This is a genomic window from Caballeronia arvi (genome assembly GCF_001544695.2).
In the GTDB taxonomy this organism is placed as follows: Bacteria; Pseudomonadota; Gammaproteobacteria; order Burkholderiales; family Burkholderiaceae; genus Caballeronia; species Caballeronia arvi.
Genome location: NZ_FCOM02000003.1, coordinates 61,803 through 80,473, shown reverse-complemented (window position 1 = coordinate 80,473; position 18,671 = coordinate 61,803). Strand labels below are relative to the sequence as shown.

Here is an 18,671-nt window from a genome sequence, read left to right as displayed (position 1 = left end):
GCGCATGGCGCGCCCGAAAGATTCAGGCAGTGCGCGCCGCTTCGAAGCCCGGACGCGGAACGAGATCCATCAGCATGCATTCGAGGCCGCCGTCGACGGCAAGCTCCGCGCCGTTCACATAAGCGGCGCGACGGCTTGCAAGGAACGCGACGACCTCCGCGATATCGCCCGGTTCGCCGATGCGCCGGCTCGCGGTCATCGCGCTGCGGCGCGCTTCGACATCGCCTTGCTCGTAGAACGCCTTCGAGAGCGGCGTGCGGATCATGCCAGGGCATATCGTGTTGCTGCGCACGCCGCGTGCGCCCCATTCGGCGGCGATCTGCCGCGACAGCATGGCGATGCCTGCCTTGCTCGGGCTGTACGCGCCGCTCCATGTCTGCGGATGATGCGCCGCGACCGATGCGATATGCACGATGCTGCCCGCGCCGCGAGCAAGCATGCCGCGCCCGAATGCCTGCGCGCACAACATATAGCCCGTGAGATTGACGGCGAGCATCGCGTTCCATGCATCGAGTCCGATATCTTCGATACCGCCCGCTCTCAGCAGGCCCGCGTTATTGACGAGCACATCGGCGTGACCGAATTTGCGTTCGACGTGATCGCGTGCGCGATTCACGCTTGCTGCATCGGCGATATCGCAGGCGAGGGCTATCGCATCCACGCCTTTTGCGCGCAGCGCTTCGGCCGCTTCATGACAACCTGCCTCATCACGATCCAGCAATGCGAGGCGTGCGCCCGCATCGGCGAAAGTGTTTGCAATGGCACGGCCGATGCCGCCCGCCGCACCCGTCACTACACAGATGCTCGATTCGAGGCCGAGCCAATGCGGCGCGGTGTGATCCCGCGCGACCTGATTAGTCATCCTTGTCTCCTGAGTCCATTCGATGCGAAGGCGCGATAAGCTTTCGCCGTGAAAAAAGTATATTCACGGCCGCGCACGAAAGATTGGACAAAGGCGGCAGACGACAGGACAATTTGTGCATCAGGAGATGCACGACATGAGGAAAATCCCTAACTACAACTTGTACGGAGAATCGGCGCGTCCGCCGTGGTATGACGCGTTCAACTTCGAATGGATCGTCGAGCGCAGTGCGCCGAACGACTGGCATATCGACGCACATCGGCATGACGCGCTCTTGCAATTTCTGTACATTCGCGGCGGCGGCGGAGAAGTGCTGATCGAGAACAGCATGATCGAGATCGTGCCGCCGTGCGTCATCATGTTGCCCGCGCAAACGGTGCATGGATTCAACTTCGCGCCGGACGTCGATGGTCTCGTCGTGACCGTCGCGCAAAGATCCATCGAAGCGCTTGCGTCGATCGCAGCGCCGGGACTCATCCCCGTTCTGCAGCGTGCGGGCGTGTCCCGCGTCAGCGCGCAGTCCGTGAAGGAAAGCGCGTTCATGCCGATCCTCGAATTGCTGGAGAAAGAGTTTCGCGCAACGGATCGAGGTCACATGGCGGCGGGCATGTCTTTGTTGATTGCACTTTTCGTGCAGGTGGCGCGCATGTGCGAGAGCGCGTCGGCGCCGAGCGTTGCATCGACGGAAAGACGCGCGCAGCAGATCAAGCGCTTCAGGCAACTCGTGGCCGCGCATTTTCGCGAGCATCGACCGGTCGAGTTTTATGCGGACAAGCTCGGCATGACCGTCACGCAGCTCGGACGCATTTGCCGCGAGGAACTATCGAGCTCGCCACTCGCGCTGATCAACGAACATCTCGTGCGCGAAGCGCAGCGCGATCTCGTCTATTCGACGATGTCGGTCAAGCAGATCGCGCATGGACTCGGCTTCGCCGATATCGCCTATTTCAGCCGCTATTTCCGCAAGCAGACCGGCGTGACGCCGACGCAATTCCAGGCCGAGGCGCACAAGGCGCTGGCCATCCAGTAGCACACGCGCGCTCACGTTTGAGGGTTGCCACGCGCTTGCAAGCGTGCGAAGCTTCGCCGTGCTCTGAAAACAAAAAGACTAAACGCGGCCCGAGCGAGACCAGTCCGGTTCAATCACCCTTCCGAGGAGGAAGCATGATCGCACTGTCATCGCATCGCGCGGCGCATGAGGCGTCGCGGCGTTTCCAGTTCAAGGCGCACCGATTGCTGAGCGCCTGGCTCGTGTTGAGCGCGGCCGCCACGCTGGCCCACGCCGACGCGCAAACGGGTTATACGCTGCCGCCTCCGCCCAGCGAGTTATACGGCGATCTCTTCGTGGCCGTGCAGACGGGAGGCGTATATCCCGATCAGAAGACGTTCGTCGATGCGGTGCCCAAGATCGATCCCGCGCAGATCGTGCAGGCTTATCAACAGCAGAAGCTGGCGCCGGGCTTCGTGCTCAAGGATTTCGTCGCGCAATACTTCACGCCGCCGACGGACCAGGTCATCACGCCGCCGAAGAATCAGACCTTGCGTGAACATATCGACTGGCTATGGCCCGAACTCACGCGTTTGACGACGACCGGAAACGTGCCGCTCAACAGCTCGCTGATTCCGATGCCGAAGCAATACGTCGTTCCGGGCGGACGCTTTCGCGAAGGTTACTACTGGGACACCTATTTCACGATGCTGGGTCTTCAGGAAGCGGGCCGCGAAGATCTCGTCGATGACATGCTCGATAACTTCGCGTATCTGATCGATACCATCGGGCATATTCCAAACGGCAATCGCACGTATTACATGAGCCGGTCGCAGCCGCCTTTCTTCTCCTACATGGTCGAACTTGCCGCGCACAAGGAAGGCGGGCGCGTCTATCAGAAGTATTTGCCGCAATTGCGTCGCGAACACGACTACTGGATGCAGGGCGCGAATACGCTGCAACCGGGCGACGCGGTCCGCAATGTCGTGATGCTGCCGGACAAGACGGTGCTCAACCGCTATTGGGACGAGCGCGACACGCCGCGCGACGAGTCGTATATGGAAGACGTGAACACGGCGAAGCAGGTGACGAATCGTCCGGCCAACGAGGTTTATCGCGATCTGCGCGCGGCGGCCGAAAGCGGCTGGGATTTCAGCTCGCGCTGGTTCGGCGACAACATGACGCTCGCGACCATACGCACGACATCGATTATTCCCGTCGATCTGAATAGCCTGATGTTCCACCTCGAAACGACCATCGCGATCGGCTGCGGCGAGGCGCGCGATTTTCGTTGTGTCGGCGAGTTCGTCGGACGCGCGGCGAAGCGGGCCATCGGCATCAATCGATATCTGTGGAACAAGAACGGCTATTACGGCGATTACGACTGGAAGCTCGGGCAGCCGCGCAACAATCCATCGGCGGCGATGCTGTATCCACTCTTTGCGAACGCGGCGTGGCCTGAGCGCGCGCACAAGACCGCGGAGACCGTCGAGACGTTGTTGCTGAAGCCGGGTGGCCTCACGACGACCACGTACAACACGACGCAGCAATGGGACGCGCCGAATGGCTGGGCGCCGTTGCACTGGATCGCGGTGCAGGGCTTGCGTCGCTATGGGCGCAGCGATCTTGCTCAGCAGATCGGCACGCGTTTTCTTGCTGACGTGAACAACGTCTACAAGACGCAGCAAAAGCTCGTGGAGAAATACATCGTGGAAGGCACGGGAACCGGCGGCGGAGGCGGCGGCGAGTATCCGTTGCAGGATGGCTTCGGATGGACAAACGGCGTGACGCTGAGACTGCTCGATCTCTATGCGCCGGGGCAATGACGTTTCTATATGACTGACATCGCCGCGTTTCATCATGCGGCGATGTCATTGCCGGTGCTGCGTTGCGCTAACTTTCCTTTGCCTGCTTTTGCCGCCGATACTCGGGCACCGGCAAGCCGCCCCAGCCCCAGTTCTCCAGTTCCACTTCCTGAATGACGACGAACGTGGATTCGAGCGGCTTGTTCAATACATCACGCAACAGCTCGCTGACGCCTTTGATGAGTTGCGCTTTTTCATCGGCGGTGACGGCGTTTGTCCCCGGTTTGTTGCCTTCGCGTGTCACTTGAATGGTAACGATCGGCATGGCGTTCTCCTTGACGTGGAAACTACGAAGCGCCCCGCGAAGGGCGCATTCGCAAGCAGCAAAGCAATATTAATGTCCGGCGCTTTGGCCGCCATCGACGTGCAGGATTTCGCCCGTCACGAACGGCGCGGAATCGAGATACAGCACCGCGTTGGCGATGTCGCTCATTTCGCCCATATGGCCCACCGGATGCAGGGCGCCGAGTGCTTCATGCGTTTCGGGCGCGTGCATCGGCGACTTGATGATGCCGGGCGACACGGCATTCGCGCGAATGCCCGCCTTCGCATATTCGATCGCCAGCGACTTCGTCGCGGCATTCAAGCCGCCCTTCGTCAGCGAGGCCAGCACCGAAGGCACGCCGCTTACCGCATGATCCACGAGACTCGTCGTGATACTGACGATATGCCCGCTCTTGTTCTTTTCCATCTGCTCGATGGCGAGTTGCGTGATATGGAAGAAGCCGTTCACATTCACGTTGAGGATCGCGTTGTAGTCTTCCTGCGTGTATTGCGTGAAGGGCTTGGCGATGAAAATGCCTGCATTGTTGACGAGCGTATCGATGCGCCCGAAGTTTGCGATCGCGGCTTCCACGACGCGCTGCGCGGTGGTGCGATCACCGATATCCCCGGCGACGGCGATGACGTTCGGATCGTCGGCTTGCTGAATCGAACGGGCGACTGCGACGACGCGGTAACCTTGCGCGCGAAATGCACTGACGATTGCTGCGCCGATGCCTTGCGATGCACCGGTAACGATAGCGACTTTGTTTGCGTTGCTCATGATGAACCTCGATAGATGATGTGTTGGGCCTGTTGCGGATCGGACCGAAGGCTCCGATGGGTCGTAATCTAGGCCTTTCGAGGTTCGTTGCGTACACCCGCGGTGGACAATCAGTCTTGCGCGCGAGGAACAAATGCGCGCCGTGCATTACGATCAGACGAATTGCAGCTCATCGAAAAAGGAGAAAACTCGTGCCCTTGTCTCAAGTGAAAGCATTCGTATTCGACGTATTCGGCACCGTAGTCGACTGGCGCGGCGGCGTCGCGCGCGAGGCCGCACCGTTCCTGCAGCGGCATGGCGCAGCCAACGCACGGCCGGAGGCCTTCGCCGATGCATGGCGCGGCCGCTATGTACCTGCGATGCGCAAGGTCATCAGCGGCGAGCGCTCGTTCGTGCGGCTCGATGTGCTGCACCGCGAGAATCTCGTGGATGTGCTGCCCGAGTTCGGCATCGATTCGAACGGCATTCCCACGGAAGAACTCGACGAATTGAATCTCGCGTGGCATCGGCTCGATCCGTGGCCGGATTCGGTATCGGGTCTGCAACGGCTGAAGGCCCGCCATATCATCGCGCCGCTTTCAAACGGTAATGTCCGCCTGATGGTGGATATGGCCAAACGCGCGGGTCTGCCCTGGGATGCGATTCTCGGCGCGGAAATCGCGCGGATATACAAGCCCGATCCTCAGGCGTATCTGCGCGCTGCCGATGTATTGATGCTGGAACCGGAAGAGGTGTGTCTCGTCGCCGCGCATAACGACGATCTCGCCGCCGCAAGAAAATGCGGCTTGCGCACGGCATTCGTCGCGCGTCCGTACGAGCGTGGTCCCGGTCAGACGGTCGATCTGAAAGCCGACAGCGACTGGGATGTCGTCGCGAACGACATGAACGAACTGGCCGATGCCGTGGGCGCCTGAGTGCCTGAGCGCCGCCAGCATCGGCCGATAAAAAGCCTTAAGCGACGCCTTCGACGATGCGGAAGTCGCGTACCACGGAATCGCCCAGCACTTCCAGCGCGTGCTGATAGGTCGCGCTGTTATAGGCAGCGACGGCCGCATCGAGCGAATCGAATTCGATCACGACCGTGCGCTCGATGACGCCTTCGCCCTGCGTCATCGACGCGACGCCGCGAACGAGAGGACGTCCGCCGCCCTCCGCAATGGCCTGCGTCGCGATCTTTGCGTATTCCGCGGTCTGCTCCGGCTTCATGATCGTTTTGTACACGCTGACCCAATAACCCTTTGCCATCTTTATCTCCAGTGTTTGACGGGCGCTTCGCGCCATGAGGTGTCCGGCGGCCAGCATAGCAAATTCTTTTGCTCGAAGAATGCGCGACGATTCTGCGCGTTTTCGTGAAAGGTGCTTTCCGGCGCTCGGGGTTAACCCGGAAGGATCAGCGTCATAGACTTCTGTCGCTGCTTCGAACAACACCGTGTTCGAAACCAGGCACCTCATAACACTGGAGTTTCATCATGAAGTCGATCATCCGCGCCGCAGTCGTCGCGACCGCTCTCGTCATTCCCGTCGCTTCGTTCGCTCAAAGCCAGATCACGCGCGCTCAGGTGCGTGCGGAACTCGCCGAACTGGCCAGTGTGGGTTATCACGTTGGCGACGGCGATCAGGCGCACTATCCCGAGGCGATCCAGGCGGCCGAAACGAAGCTCGCTGCACGCAATGGCGCGACGGCTTATGGCGGCGCGGTGAACGGCACGTCGCAGTCGGGAGCGGCGCGCGTGCCGCAATCCGACTGGAACGCGATGTACTCGCGCTAAACCGTTTTTAATCGGCTGCGTATTTACGGTCGAGTTCGTCGAAGAGCGGCTTGTTGACGAGCCGTTGACGCTCGGCGAACGGTGCGACCACGGCGGGATCTTCATCGAGCCGTCCTTGCGACTTCAAAGCGCCGAGCGCCGTCTGCATGCCGCGCACGGCGCTTTGCAATGCCGCATTCGCATACAGCACGAGACTGAAGCCCAGACGCGCGAGATCCGCCTGATCCGTGACCGGCGTCTTGCCGCCTATCACGATGTTGATGAGCTGCGGCGCATCGAGCAACTTCGGCAGCGATGCGATCTGCTCCGGCGTTTCGATCGCTTCGACGAAGAGAATGTCCGCACCGGCATCGACGAATGCACGCGCGCGCTCGATCGCCGCATCGAAGCCTTCCACCGCGCATGCATCGGTACGCGCGATGATCTGGAAGTTCTCGTCTTCGCGCGCATCCACGGCCGCGCGAATCTTCCCCACCATTTCGTTGGTCGAGATCACGGCTTTGCCCGCGAAATGGCCGCATTTCTTCGGCATCACCTGATCTTCGAGCTGAATCGCATCGGCGCCCGCGCGCTCGAGCGTGCGTACCGTATGACGGACGTTGAGCGCACTGCCGAAACCCGTATCCGCATCGACGACGAGCGGCAGGTCCACGGCATCGCGAATGCGCGACGTATGTTCCGCGATTTCCGCAAGGCCCATGAACCCGAGATCCGGCATGCCGAGCGACATGTTCGTCACGCCCGCACCGGTGATATAGATCGCTTCGAAACCCAGGTCGGCGACGATGCGCGCGCTCATCGCGTTGAAGGCGCCGGGCAATAGCAGGCCACGCCGCGCGTTGACCCTTTCGCGAAAGGCGGCGCGGCGGCGGGAGGAAGGAGTGGTCATGGCTCGGTTCCGGAGAAGGAGTTCGTGTTCGGGGGCGATGTCCGCAATGTTATCGCGTGCGGCTATCGGATGCTCATGCGCCAATCGCGTCGCGCTTGCTCGAAGGACGAACGCATCGCAAGATGCGATCATTGCCCGATCGGAGACAAAACATGAATGAACCGCTGAACGATCTGCCTTTACCCGAAGGCATCCGCTCGCGCATGATCGACAATGGCAATGGCCTTTCGATGCATGTGCTCGAAGCCGGGTTCGATGCGCCCGGCCGGCCCTGCATCGTGCTTCTGCACGGCTTTCCCGAACTCGCCTATAGCTGGCGCAAGATCATGAAGCCGCTTGCGGATGCGGGTTTTCATGTCATTGCGCCGGACCAGCGCGGTTATGGACGAACCCTCGGCGGCACGGCTTTATTCGACACCGATCTGAACGAATTCACCTTTCCGAATCTCGTGCGCGACGTGCTGGGTCTGGTGTCGGCCCTGGGTTATCGCAGGGTTGCATCGGTGATCGGTCACGACTTCGGTTCGCCCGTCGCTGGGTGGTGCGCATTGATTCGTCCCGATGTATTCGCGTCCGTCGTGATGATGAGCGCGCCCTTCGCGGGGCCGCCCGCGTTCCCGTACAACACCGCGAAGAACGATGCGAAGCTATCGCGCGTCGAAACGGCGCCGTCCGCGATGGCTGAAGCAGTGGCGGCGCTTGCAGCGCTCGATCCGCCGCGCAAGCACTATCAATGGTATTACTCGGGTGCGGAGGCCAACGACGAGATGTGGCATGCGCCGCAAGGAATCGCCGCGTTCCTGCGTGCGTACTATCACGTCAAGAGTGCGGACTGGGCAGGCAATCATCCGCATCCGCTCGAATCGGTGACGGCCGATCAGCTCGCGTTATTGCCGACGTACTACGTGATGAACGCAGACGCGACGATGCCGCAGACCGTCGCCGAACACATGCCGGATGCGGAACAGATCGCGGCATGCGCGTGGCTGTCCGATCACGACTTGAATATCTATGGGGGCGAATACGCGCGCACCGGCTTTCAGGGCGGATTGAACTGGTATCGCTGCGGCACCGACCCGCGTTACGCGGACGCATTGCGCCTCTGGTCGGGACGCACGATCGACGTGCCGTCATGCTTCATTGCGGGTGCGAGCGATTGGGGCTATTACCAGCGTCCCGGCGATTTCGAAGCGATGCGCGTGCTGACCTGTACCGACTTTCGCGCGACGCATCTGATCGAAGGGGCGGGGCATTGGGTGCAGCAGGAGCAGCCGCGCACGGTCGCGAGCCGCATTCTGCGCTTTCTGCGGCAGGACGCACCGGCGTAAATGTATCCATACGTTTCCTGATGTAAGAGTTGCCGCGATAACGCCCGTCTGACGGAACTTCGCGGAAAGCCTGCTTGTCCACGAGCCTCGCGGCCTTCGAAGGTCGGCATCAACCGCGAGGAGAGTATCGATGGAAAAAGGACGTGTTGCCGCGCTCGACGCAGGCCGGGCGCTCGCGATCGTCGGGGTGGTCGCAGTACACCTGTCGTTTCAGTTTCCCAATCTGCCCGGCGCCGTGACGCTCGTGGCGCGCATGGGCCAATATGGGGTGCAGTTATTCTTCGTGATCAGCGCGATCACGATTTTCATGACGCTCGAAATGGATCATGCGCGCTGCGCCGATGCCCGTCATGTCACGTTGCGCTTCTATATCAAACGGTTTTTTCGCATAGCGCCGATGTACTACGCGGCGATCGCGATCTATGGCCTCATCAGCTTTGGGGCGATGCGCTCGGGCGTCGAGCGTGCATGGGTTCTCGGTGCGCACGGACCGATGGACATCCTGCTCAACATGGTCTTCCTGCACGCGCTTTCGCCGACGGCGATCAATAACGTCGTGCCGGGAGGATGGTCGATCGGCGTGGAAATGCTCTTCTACATGATCGCGCCGCTGCTGTTCTTTCTGGCGATGAACCGCGTGCGTCTGCTGCTCGCGACCGTGCTGCTTCTCGGCATATCGTTCGCCGTGATGTCGATGAGCGATTGCAACGGCACGCTCGAATGCAACGTCGCCAACAACACGTTCAGCTATTTCTGGCCGCCCGTGCAAGGGCCATGCTTCATCGTCGGCATGTGGGCGTGGTATGCATTCCGCTCGCATTTACTGGGCGCGTCGGATGTGACGAAGCGCGTATCGTTGCTCTATCTTTCGCTCGCATTGGGTTTCGCGCTCTTGACCGGCGCGCTGGGCGTATGGCTCGACAAGGCGCATGCGCTCGCGCCGGTGTTCGCTGCCTGCAGCGCCGTCGCGTTTCTGTTGTTCGTCTGTTCACAACATGCCCGCAAGCATCGCGACGATGCGCGTACAGCGCCGCGCAACACGTTCATGCGCCGCTGCGCCGCCGCGCTCGGCCGCGAAAGTTATGGCATTTATCTTTGGCACTTCATCTGCGTCTATGCGACGTTTCATTTCTTCGATCGCTCATTCGGCGAGAAGAATGGCGAAACGTCGCTGGCGCTATTCGGCGCGACGCTGATCGCCGTGCTCATCGTCTCTTATGGACTGTCGCGCGTATCCGACCGGCTGATTCAGGGACGCGCGACGCGCCTGTCGCGGCGCCTGCTTGCGTCGGTGGATCGTCGTTTTCATCTGACGCGCGACGCTTAGCGTCAAGTTGCATTCGGCGTCGCGGGGAACGACAGATGCACACGCCGGCCCCGCGTGCGATACAACACGATGCTCGCGACGAGCGTCGCCACCTCCGTTACGGCGACGGTCATCCAGATGCCGCGCGGCCCGAGCCATTCGGTCAGGAGCCATAGCATCATCAACAGCAATAACCAGCTGCGCAGCAGGGCGACGATCATCGATGCAAGCGGCGCTTCGATGGCGGTGAGATATCCGCTGATCGCGACATTGATCGCGGCGGGCAGGAACGCCAGCGCGCACCACGGCAACGCGTCACGCAGCAACGCCTGGACTGCGGGACTATCGGGTAAGAATAGCGCGCCGAGGGGTTGCGCGAGCGTGAGAATCGCGAAGGCGGCAGCAAGCGCGAAGCCGGCCGTCACCGTCATGCCGATGAAAAATGCGCGCGTCACCGCGTGCTCGTTGCTCGCGCCACGCTCGAAGCTCACGATCGGCTGCATGCTTTGCACGAGCGCGACCATCGTGACGGATGCGATCATCGTCATGTATTCGACGACGGCGAACGCAACGAGTCCCGTATCGCCGAGCCAGCGCAGCACTGCGTGATTGAACGCGAAGAGCGTCACGCTCGGCGCGATCTCGCCCAGAAATTCCGATACGCCGTTATACGCCATGCGCCACGCGTGATCGAGCCGCGCGAATGCACGCGCAACGGGACGAACGCGTTGCGCCTTGACGAAGTGATAAGCCAGCATCGGCACGCACGCGAGCGCCTGACTGATGCCCGATGCGATCGCCGCGCCGCGCATGCCCCATTGCATGTGGCTCACCATCCACCATGTCAGCGCGACATCGGCGATACCGCCCGCGATCAGACAGGCGAGCCCGAACTTCGCCGCGCCTTCGATGCGCAAGAAGAGTTCGAGCGCATAGCATGCGGTAGGAAACAGGAGGAACGGCGCATAAGCATGCAGGAAGGTCTTTGCGAGCAATGCCAGTTCGCCACGCGCGCCGGTCCAATGCACGAAGGTGTCGGCATAAAAATAGATCGCCAGCGTGAATGTCACGCCACACAAGGCGAGCAGCCATAGCGCCTGCGTGAATGCTTCCGCGGCATCGCGTTCACGCCGCTCGCCGAGCAGGCGCGAGACGAGCGTCGATCCGCCGACACCGATCATCACGCTGAACGCATAAGGCAGATACAGCAACGGGACGAGCAGATTCAATGCGGCGAGCGCATCGGCGCCGACATGGCGTCCGATGAAGATGCCGCTGATGACGGAATGCATGCAGTAGACCCATGCGGCAAGCACGGTGGGCACTGCGTAGTTCGAGAACCGACGAACGAGGGAAGTGTTGTTGTTGTTGGAGACCATGACTGACAACCCGACATTACTCGCTGGACACGCCAGAACGCAGCACGCGACATCTTCGATGTGCGAGTAAAGCTATGGCATGGCGCAAAAGCGCGGTATGGGCGCACCGAAAGAAACTCGGCGAGCCGCATATGAATGAAACGAGACTGCGTAGCGCGCGGTCTGGCGGCGCGAGAATACGCCAGCGGGCTACGAGAGGAAACGCGTGACGAGGCTATGGGCGCGAGACGCGCGAATGCCGCTTCATGCTTTCACGATGCATCCGATTGCGATGCGGAGGTTGGAGTGACGAACGCGAATGAAGGTTCCTCGCCGCGCTTTTAAGCGAATCATGATTCGCGCGGCATGCAACGAAACGTCAGGCGCCCGACGCCTCCAGCGGTCTGTCCGCTTTCGCTCGCAGACCATACGCGGTCAGCATGCGATATAACGTGACGCGCGACACGCCCAACTCTTCCGCGGCTTCACCGAGACGTCCGCGATGGCGCAGCAGCGCGACTTCGATAGCCTGCCGTTCGGCCGCTTCGCGCGCTTGTGCGAGCGTCATCGGTGCGGCTTCCGCATATTCGCCGAGTTCGAGATCGGCTGCGAGAATCTGCCGTCCTTCCGACATCACGATGGCGCGGCGCACGCGATTGATCAGCTCACGAACATTGCCGGGCCAGCCGTAGTTATGAATCGCCGCGATGGCACAAGGCGCAAAGCCGCGCAGCCGCCGGCTTGCATCCTTTCTGAAGCGCTCGAGCATGTGATTCGCAAGCAGTTCGATATCCTTGCCGCGCACGCGCAGCGGCGGCTCGTCGATCTGCAATACGCACAGACGATGGTACAAGTCCGCGCGGAAGCGTCCTTCGAGCATCGCCGTTTGCATGTCGACGTGCGTCGCCGAGATGATGCGCACATCCACAGGTGTCGAGCCTTGTCCGCCGAGTCGTTCGATCTTGCGTTCCTGCAGGAAGCGCAGAAGGCTCGCCTGGCTTTCGAGCGGCAAGTCGCCGATTTCATCGAGAAAGAGCGTGCCACCGTCGGCTGCTTCCACGCGGCCGATCTTGCGTTGATTCGCGCCGGTGAACGCGCCGCGCTCATAACCGAAGAGTTCCGATTGCAGCAGATGCGGGGGAATCGCCCCGCAGTTGATCGCGACGAACGGATGGTCGCGCCGCACCGAACGCTCATGGATCGCAACTGCGGTGAGTTCCTTGCCCGTGCCCGATTCGCCCGAGATGAACACGGGTGCATCGGTCATCGCGACCTTGCGGATCGAGCGATACAGCGCCTGCATCGCATCGCAGGAGCCGACCATGCCGCCTTCCTTGCAGTCGTCCTTGCGCGGGTCGTTGCTGGCGGCATCGTGCAGCGAGACCATGCCGTATGCATGCCCGACTGCATCGACGAGTCGATCCGCGGAAGCGGGCACCGTCACATAATCGAAACAGAAGTCGCGGATAAGACGGCAAATGTCGGGACTATCGACATGCTCGGCATCGACCGCTGCGACCCAGCCGATCTGAGAGCTTGCGAGCATTCCGGTGAGGGTGGCCGCCTCCTTCGCAAAGCCTCGGTTCGTCAGGTCGATGATGCCCGCGGCAGCACGCTTGCCATTCTTGGCGGATTTGAGTGGCTTGGTCGGATCGATACGCTCGATAGTCCAGCCGCGCGCATGCAAGCGCTCGGACAGATCCTCGGAAACCGCCCGCCCAGCGAAATAGAGTGTCCTGGCTTCCCCGTACATGGCTCTTTTCCCGGCTTTTTTAGATGTAGCGCCAAGTATGCTCCCGCTTCTGTCAGTGCTGAAAGCCTCGCAAACGATAAGCCGATTTTGAATGTTTACATTGATCGGCGGAATCGATTAAAAACGTCATAGCATTTTTTGCGGGACGATCGTGCAGAAATCGGTTGAGCCTTCGTGCTTTAACCGCAGCGCGTTATGCTGCCTGGGTTGGCGATCATCGAAGCGTCGGAACTAATTACTTATCCGCTGATGAATACTTGCTTTGCCAGAGAAAATTATCTGCATGAACAAAATTGGAACGCGCTGAAATATCAGATAATAAATACCTGTAATTACTGAATTGCGACGCACGCGCGGCAAGCGTAAAGTTTGTGGCTGCGTCATCGTCTGATGAATACCCGTTCGAACATGGATAAAGCAGAGAACTCCACTTCAACGTATCAGCCGCGGTTGCTTCTCGTCGATGACGATCCGGCCATGATCCGCATCATCGGCGAAATGCTGGCGGAATTTCCGGACCAGCGTTTTGCCACCACCGGCGAGGCTGCGCTCGCGCTGGCGCGTGAAGCAACCCCCGACCTCATTCTTCTCGATGCCAACTTGCCCAATATGACGGGCTTCGATGTCTGCGAGATCCTCAAGAGGGATGCAAAGCTCGCGCGCGTGCCGGTGATCTTCGTCACGAGTCACGACGCGCCCGCGCTCGAAGTCGATGCGTTTCGCATGGGCGCGGCCGATTACGTCATCAAACCGCTCGTCGCGCCACGCCTGCAAGCGCGGGTGCGCGCACAGCTTCGCTTGCGGCGTCGTGTGATGGAAGCACAGGCGCGCTTGCACCGCGAAGGCGCGAAGCCCGTGTCCAAACCCACCGGCGTGCGCGTGCTCAGCATCCTCGCAAGCGATACCGCGCAGGCGCATCGTCATGCGCTCGAAGCAATCGGTGCGGTCGACTTGGTGACGGATTGCGAAGCCGCACTGAGTGTCGCCGAACGCAAGGAGCCGGACGCTATCGTGCTGGACACCGCCTGCTGCAATGACCCGTGCGCAGCCGTGCGTTCATTGCTGGCGCAGTATGGTCATGTGCCCATCGTCGTGCTCGCCGACGCGCGCGATGCCGCAACCGAGCAATGCACGCTCGATGCCGGTGCGGCCGATGTCATCGCGAAACCGGCCAAATCCGCCGTGCTGGAGGCGCGTTTGCAGGCCGCCCTCGATTCCGCGCGCAAGGCGCGAGAGGAAGTGCGCGCATGGGTGGAATCGTCGGGCGGGGCCAACGTTCATCCGTTTCCGGTGTAACTTCTTTTCAGGCCTGTTCCAGCATGTCGCGCGCGATCTTCGAAGCGCGCGCGAAATCGAGCGCACGCACGCGCGCGAGGAAATGCTGGAAGTCCTCGCGATATCCATTCGGCGCGTGCGGCGAAAGGCTCTCGGATAGCGCGATGGCCTGCAGGTTCGACGCATCGAGCAACTCGACGATCGCGGCAAGACGCGCGCACCAGTCTTCGTTTCGAAGAGGTGGCGCGCTCGTATCGACATTCGCAGAGGAGTGCGGCGGCCCGAACGTATCGATGAGCTGATCGGCGCTCGATGCAAGCAACTGCTCCATGCGCGGCAATTGTGCACGCGTGGCATCGAGCGCATGCGCGTCATCGCCGTTATCGAGCAGCTTGCGTTCGAGAGCGCTTGCGAGTTCCGCGAGCCCCGCCGCGCCGACCGTGCCCGCGCTGCCCTTGATTGCATGCAGCGCCGACGCGGCGCCTTGCGCGTCCTGCGCCGCGAGTGTTTCGACGAGACGATTCATGTGCTTGCGGCCTTGCGCGCCGAAGCCGCTGGCCGCGCTTCGAATCAGATCGATGTTGCCGCCGAAACGCGCAACGATCGACTCGCGTGGCTCGATGATCAACGCGATGTCCATATTCAGTGCTTGCGCTTCGATCGGCGCACGCTCCACTTGCGCGCGCAACACGGCAACGAGTCGTTCGACGTCGATCGGCTTGCCGACATGATCGTTCATGCCGGCCTGCAAACACGCGTCGCGATCTGCGCCCGACGCATTGGCCGTCATCGCGATGATCGGCAGCGCGGCGAAACGGCCATCCGCGCGAATGAGGCGCGTTGCTTCGAGGCCGTCGAGATCGGGCATCTGCACGTCCATCAGCACTGCATCGAACGAGTCATCGGCAGCGACGACGCGATCCACACCTTCACGTCCGCTTTCAGCGAGCGTCACGTTCGCGCCTTCCGCACGGAGCACGCCTTCAGCGACCTGCCGGTTGAGCGCGTTGTCCTCGACGACGAGCAGCGCGAGTCCTTCGAGGCGGCGCGCTTTTGCTACAGGCGGCTGCGTCCGATGAGCCGCGCGGTCGATAGCGGCAGGCAGCGCGGCACGGATCGCCGCGGCGAGCTGCTTCGGCGTCACGGGCTTCGTCAGAAATCCGGCGAAGGGCGCGGCGCCAGTTTTCTGCGACTCTCTCAACACTTCGCGGCCGAACGCCGTGACGAGCAGCACGAGCGGCGGCGCGACGCGCCCGTTCATCGCGACGACCTGCTTCGCGGTATCGAGCCCGTCGAGGCCGGGCATGCGCCAGTCGAGCAGGGCGATATCGTACGGCGCATCGCTTCGTGCAGCGTCGGCGATGCGCGCGACCGCCGCGGTCCCGCTCGTGACGACATCGGCGTGCCAGCCGAGCGAACGCACGGTGCGCGACAGGATTTCGCCCGCGATCGCGTTGTCGTCGGCGATGAGAATGCGCGCATCATGATCGAAGAACGCGCCTTGGTCATGCACCGGCGCGTGCGCTGCGTCCACGCCGAGCGTGATGTCGAACCAGAAGCGGCTTCCTTCGCCCAGGCGGCTTTCGACTTCGAGCTGGCCGCCCATCATCGCGACGAGCCGCTTGCTGATCACGAGTCCGAGGCCGGAGCCGCCATAGCGCCGCGACGTCGATGTTTCGGCTTGCGTGAAGCCCTCGAAGATGCGCTCGATCTGTTCCTCGCTGATGCCGATGCCGCTGTCGCTCACCGCGATGCGCACGCGCACCGCTTCGCCCGCTGCATCGCTCGGGCTGTCGAGCCGGTGCACGCTCACGACGATCTGGCCCGCCGCCGTGAACTTGAGCGCGTTGCCCGCGAGGTTGATGAGCACCTGCTGAAGGCGGAAGCCATCGCCGACGAGCACGGCGGGCAGGGAAGGATCGAGATCGAACAACACTTCGACGTCCTTCGTGCCCTGATTGCCCGAGAGCACGATGCCGAGCTCCTCCATCATCTTTTCCGGCTCGAAAGGATGGCTGTCGAGTTCGAGCTTGCCTGCCTCGATCTTCGAATAATCGAGGATGTCGTTGAGCAGGTTCAGCAGAGACTTCGCAGCGGTTTCGGCTTTGCTCACGTAGTCGTGCTGGCGGTCGTCGAGCGTAGTCAGTTGCACGAGATGCAGCATGCCGAGCACGGCGTTCATCGGCGTGCGGATTTCATGGCTCATGTTCGCGAGAAACGACGACTTCGCCGCGCTCGCTGCATCCGCCTGCTCCTTCGCGTTGCGCAGATGGTATTCGAGCTCATACTCGTCGGTGATGTCGTAATTCACGCCGGTCATCGCGACGGGCGTGCCCTGTGCATTGCGCTGCGTGCGCTGGCCGCTCTGGATGCGCCGCGTCGTGCCGTCCGGCAGGACGATACGAAACGGCGGTAGTTCTTCGGTTTCTCCCGCAATCACGGCACGCAGGCACGCCATGATTTCGTCGTGATCGTCGGGATGGATGCGCAGACGCCAGTGCTCGAATTGCAGGCCGTTGTCGAGCAACGCGGGCGGGTACTGATAGATCTCGAACATGCGCGCGTTCCAGTGCAGCTTGCCCGTGGCGAGATCCCACGACCAGATGCCCAGTTCGGCGATGTCCGCCGCGAGCAGCAATTGGTCGCGCGCGTGCGCCAGCTCGCTGCGCTCCTTCCTTTGGCGCGAAATATCCGTAATGACAGATACAAAATGCAAAGCGCCATCCAGACGCATTGCGCCGGTCGTGACGTGCGCGGGAAATGACGTGCCGTCCTTGCGCTGCCCCGCAAGCTCGCAGTCCGCGGTCGCGACGCCCGTCGGTCCTTTGAACTGCATGATGTATTCGTTATACGAATCCAGAAACGGCGGCGGCACCAGCATCCGGAGGTTCTGGCCGATGACTTCGCTCGCCTTGTAGCCGAACACTTTCTCGCCCGCCGAGTTGAACGAGCGGATCGCGCCGCGCTCGTCCACGGTGATGATCGGGCTGATGGCGGTGTCGAGCACGGTTTGCGTCGTGGCGAGACTGCGCTCGAGTTCCTGCTCGATCTGGTTGCGCGCGTTGATCTGGCGCACGATCGTCGAGCCGAACATCGCCAGCACGAACGCAAGCATGGCCGTGACGCAGGCGTGCCAGAGCGTATCGCGCCACCACGGTGCGAGGATTTCATCGCGCGCCAGCGCCGCAGCGACGAAAAGCGGATAGTCCTGCAGTTCGCGCAGGCTGTTGAGGCGCGTGACGCCGTCCTGCGACGAGCTCGTAGTGAACACGCCCGCGCTGCGCTGTTCGAGATGCGCGCGGTAAAGCGCCGTGTCGATCACGTTCTTGCCGACGAAGCGGTCTTCGAACGGGCGGCGCACGACCATCACGCCCGAGTTCAGCACGAGCACCGCCGCGCCCGATTGCCCGAGGTCGAGGCTGTCGTAGAAACGCGAGAAAAAATCGACGTCGATGGTCGCGAGCGCGACGCCCGCAAAACTGCCATCGGGCGCGTCGATGCGGCGCGATACCGGCACGATCCATTTGCCCGTCGAGCGGCTCTGCACGGGCGGCCCGATGTGCGTGCCCTGATCGGTATGCGTGCGGTGATATTCGAAATACTCGCGGTCGGAGTTATTGAAGCGCGAGTCGAGTTTCGGCTGCGAGTTGACGACCCACGCGCCGTTCTTGTCGTAGATGAAAAGCCCGTTCAACTGCGGCAATTGCCGGACGCGCGACACCAGCGAGCGATGAATGCGCGCGAGCGATTCCGGCGACATGCCGTCCTCTTCGACGCGCTCCACCATGCCGATGAGCGTCGTGTCGGCTTCCTTGAACGTGTCGTTCGCGTGCTGCGCCATCGCGCGCGCGAGGTTGTACGTCGCCGTCGTCATTTCGTCGAGCTGGGCGCGGCGAGCGGCGAGGCTGCGCCACACGTCGGTGCCGACCAGGAGCACGCAGACGGCGACGATGAACACCGTCATCCTGAAGGTGAGCGAATGGCGACTGAGCACGCCGTGGTCTCCGAATGAGCGATTGCAAGGTGGGGAATCGAACGCTGCCGTATCTTATCGTGCCCTTCGGAGAAGGCCGTTCGACGGGCAGGCGAGGGCCATCAGACCCGTTTACGGCGCGCAAGCGCGCAAGCTTGAGCCCGCGAGACGGGAATATTTTCGAGCTTTCCGGCGTTAAGAGAGCATGGATTCACCCGTGGCGAATCGCGCGCGTGTGTTTGCATCGCCCCATCTTTCAG

General features: G+C 61.7%; 15 protein-coding genes. 7 read left to right on the top strand and 8 right to left on the bottom strand.

What is annotated here, in order from left to right:
- Nucleotides 1–22: 22 nt before the first annotated feature.
- The gene (locus AWB74_RS05120) at nucleotides 23–862 is read right to left on the bottom strand and encodes an SDR family NAD(P)-dependent oxidoreductase (RefSeq protein WP_061145698.1); all 840 of its coding nucleotides are present in this window, start codon (nucleotides 860–862) and stop codon (nucleotides 23–25) included.
- A 136-nt stretch (nucleotides 863–998) separates the two neighbouring features.
- On the opposite strand from AWB74_RS05120, the gene AWB74_RS05115 reads away from it, so the two are divergent.
- A complete protein-coding gene (locus tag AWB74_RS05115) occupies nucleotides 999–1,892 on the top strand; it encodes a helix-turn-helix domain-containing protein (RefSeq protein WP_061145894.1) in 894 nt (297 codons plus the stop codon).
- A 134-nt stretch (nucleotides 1,893–2,026) separates the two neighbouring features.
- Nucleotides 2,027–3,676 (top strand): alpha,alpha-trehalase TreA, encoded by a 1,650-nt coding sequence (gene treA, locus AWB74_RS05110; protein ID WP_061145697.1) that lies wholly within the window; start codon nucleotides 2,027–2,029, stop codon nucleotides 3,674–3,676.
- 67 nt (nucleotides 3,677–3,743) lie between these two features.
- Here treA and AWB74_RS05105 read toward each other — a convergent pair whose 3' ends face one another.
- Together AWB74_RS05105 and AWB74_RS05100 are read right to left on the bottom strand one after the other, a co-directional pair.
- Nucleotides 3,744–3,980, bottom strand: a complete 237-nt coding sequence (locus AWB74_RS05105) for a tautomerase family protein (RefSeq protein WP_061145696.1) — start codon at nucleotides 3,978–3,980, stop codon at nucleotides 3,744–3,746.
- 69 nt (nucleotides 3,981–4,049) lie between these two features.
- Nucleotides 4,050–4,760: an SDR family NAD(P)-dependent oxidoreductase gene (locus AWB74_RS05100; RefSeq protein ID WP_061145695.1), complete on the bottom strand. Its 711-nt coding sequence runs from the start codon at nucleotides 4,758–4,760 to the stop codon at nucleotides 4,050–4,052.
- Between the two features lie 191 nt (nucleotides 4,761–4,951).
- Here AWB74_RS05100 and AWB74_RS05095 point away from each other — a divergent pair, with 191 nt between their 5' ends.
- Nucleotides 4,952–5,674 carry a haloacid dehalogenase type II gene (locus tag AWB74_RS05095; RefSeq protein ID WP_061145694.1) on the top strand — a complete coding sequence of 241 codons (723 nt, stop codon included), beginning with the start codon at nucleotides 4,952–4,954 and terminating at the stop codon, nucleotides 5,672–5,674.
- A 37-nt stretch (nucleotides 5,675–5,711) separates the two neighbouring features.
- On the opposite strand, the gene AWB74_RS05090 is transcribed toward AWB74_RS05095, so the two are convergent.
- On the bottom strand, nucleotides 5,712–6,005 hold the full coding sequence (locus AWB74_RS05090; protein WP_061145893.1) for a DUF1330 domain-containing protein: 294 nt from the start codon (nucleotides 6,003–6,005) through the stop codon (nucleotides 5,712–5,714).
- 224 nt (nucleotides 6,006–6,229) lie between these two features.
- Here AWB74_RS05090 and AWB74_RS05085 point away from each other — a divergent pair, with 224 nt between their 5' ends.
- The gene (locus tag AWB74_RS05085) at nucleotides 6,230–6,529 is read left to right on the top strand and encodes a DUF4148 domain-containing protein (protein ID WP_061145693.1); all 300 of its coding nucleotides are present in this window, start codon (nucleotides 6,230–6,232) and stop codon (nucleotides 6,527–6,529) included.
- A gap of 7 nt (nucleotides 6,530–6,536) precedes the next feature.
- On the opposite strand, the gene AWB74_RS05080 is transcribed toward AWB74_RS05085, so the two are convergent.
- Nucleotides 6,537–7,418 carry an isocitrate lyase/PEP mutase family protein gene (locus tag AWB74_RS05080; protein ID WP_061145892.1) on the bottom strand — a complete coding sequence of 294 codons (882 nt, stop codon included), beginning with the start codon at nucleotides 7,416–7,418 and terminating at the stop codon, nucleotides 6,537–6,539.
- 152 nt (nucleotides 7,419–7,570) lie between these two features.
- On the opposite strand from AWB74_RS05080, the gene AWB74_RS05075 reads away from it, so the two are divergent.
- The gene (locus tag AWB74_RS05075; protein ID WP_061145692.1) at nucleotides 7,571–8,746 is read left to right on the top strand and encodes an alpha/beta hydrolase; all 1,176 of its coding nucleotides are present in this window, start codon (nucleotides 7,571–7,573) and stop codon (nucleotides 8,744–8,746) included.
- A 130-nt stretch (nucleotides 8,747–8,876) separates the two neighbouring features.
- Nucleotides 8,877–10,073 carry an acyltransferase family protein gene (locus AWB74_RS05070; protein WP_061145691.1) on the top strand — a complete coding sequence of 399 codons (1,197 nt, stop codon included), beginning with the start codon at nucleotides 8,877–8,879 and terminating at the stop codon, nucleotides 10,071–10,073.
- A 2-nt stretch (nucleotides 10,074–10,075) separates the two neighbouring features.
- Here the strand turns inward: AWB74_RS05070 and AWB74_RS05065 are convergent, their stop codons facing one another.
- Both AWB74_RS05065 and AWB74_RS05060 read right to left on the bottom strand, forming a co-directional pair.
- Entirely contained in the window at nucleotides 10,076–11,377 is a 1,302-nt protein-coding gene (locus AWB74_RS05065; protein WP_235024485.1) for an MATE family efflux transporter, read from the bottom strand.
- 412 nt (nucleotides 11,378–11,789) lie between these two features.
- On the bottom strand, nucleotides 11,790–13,163 hold the full coding sequence (locus AWB74_RS05060) for a sigma-54 dependent transcriptional regulator (protein WP_061145689.1): 1,374 nt from the start codon (nucleotides 13,161–13,163) through the stop codon (nucleotides 11,790–11,792).
- Nucleotides 13,164–13,553: 390 nt separating this feature from the next.
- On the opposite strand from AWB74_RS05060, the gene AWB74_RS05055 reads away from it, so the two are divergent.
- Nucleotides 13,554–14,459, top strand: coding sequence for a response regulator (locus AWB74_RS05055; RefSeq protein ID WP_268811187.1), 906 nt, complete (start codon nucleotides 13,554–13,556; stop codon nucleotides 14,457–14,459).
- A 7-nt stretch (nucleotides 14,460–14,466) separates the two neighbouring features.
- Here AWB74_RS05055 and AWB74_RS05050 read toward each other — a convergent pair whose 3' ends face one another.
- Nucleotides 14,467–18,432, bottom strand: a complete 3,966-nt coding sequence (locus AWB74_RS05050) for a response regulator (protein WP_235024483.1) — start codon at nucleotides 18,430–18,432, stop codon at nucleotides 14,467–14,469.
- Between the last annotated feature and the right edge of the window lie 239 nt (nucleotides 18,433–18,671).

What these genes read in the sequence shown, in the direction of transcription:
- AWB74_RS05120 (WP_061145698.1), bottom strand. Translation starts at nt 862, where the DNA reads ATGACTAATCAGGTCGCGCGGGATCACACCGCGCCGCATTGGCTCGGC.
- AWB74_RS05115 (WP_061145894.1), top strand. Translation starts at nt 999, where the DNA reads ATGAGGAAAATCCCTAACTACAACTTGTACGGAGAATCGGCGCGTCCG.
- treA (WP_061145697.1), top strand. Translation starts at nt 2,027, where the DNA reads ATGATCGCACTGTCATCGCATCGCGCGGCGCATGAGGCGTCGCGGCGT.
- AWB74_RS05105 (WP_061145696.1), bottom strand. Translation starts at nt 3,980, where the DNA reads ATGCCGATCGTTACCATTCAAGTGACACGCGAAGGCAACAAACCGGGG.
- AWB74_RS05100 (WP_061145695.1), bottom strand. Translation starts at nt 4,760, where the DNA reads ATGAGCAACGCAAACAAAGTCGCTATCGTTACCGGTGCATCGCAAGGC.
- AWB74_RS05090 (WP_061145893.1), bottom strand. Translation starts at nt 6,005, where the DNA reads ATGGCAAAGGGTTATTGGGTCAGCGTGTACAAAACGATCATGAAGCCG.
- AWB74_RS05085 (WP_061145693.1), top strand. Translation starts at nt 6,230, where the DNA reads ATGAAGTCGATCATCCGCGCCGCAGTCGTCGCGACCGCTCTCGTCATT.
- AWB74_RS05080 (WP_061145892.1), bottom strand. Translation starts at nt 7,418, where the DNA reads ATGACCACTCCTTCCTCCCGCCGCCGCGCCGCCTTTCGCGAAAGGGTC.
- AWB74_RS05075 (WP_061145692.1), top strand. Translation starts at nt 7,571, where the DNA reads ATGAATGAACCGCTGAACGATCTGCCTTTACCCGAAGGCATCCGCTCG.
- AWB74_RS05070 (WP_061145691.1), top strand. Translation starts at nt 8,877, where the DNA reads ATGGAAAAAGGACGTGTTGCCGCGCTCGACGCAGGCCGGGCGCTCGCG.
- AWB74_RS05060 (WP_061145689.1), bottom strand. Translation starts at nt 13,163, where the DNA reads ATGTACGGGGAAGCCAGGACACTCTATTTCGCTGGGCGGGCGGTTTCC.
- AWB74_RS05055 (WP_268811187.1), top strand. Translation starts at nt 13,554, where the DNA reads ATGAATACCCGTTCGAACATGGATAAAGCAGAGAACTCCACTTCAACG.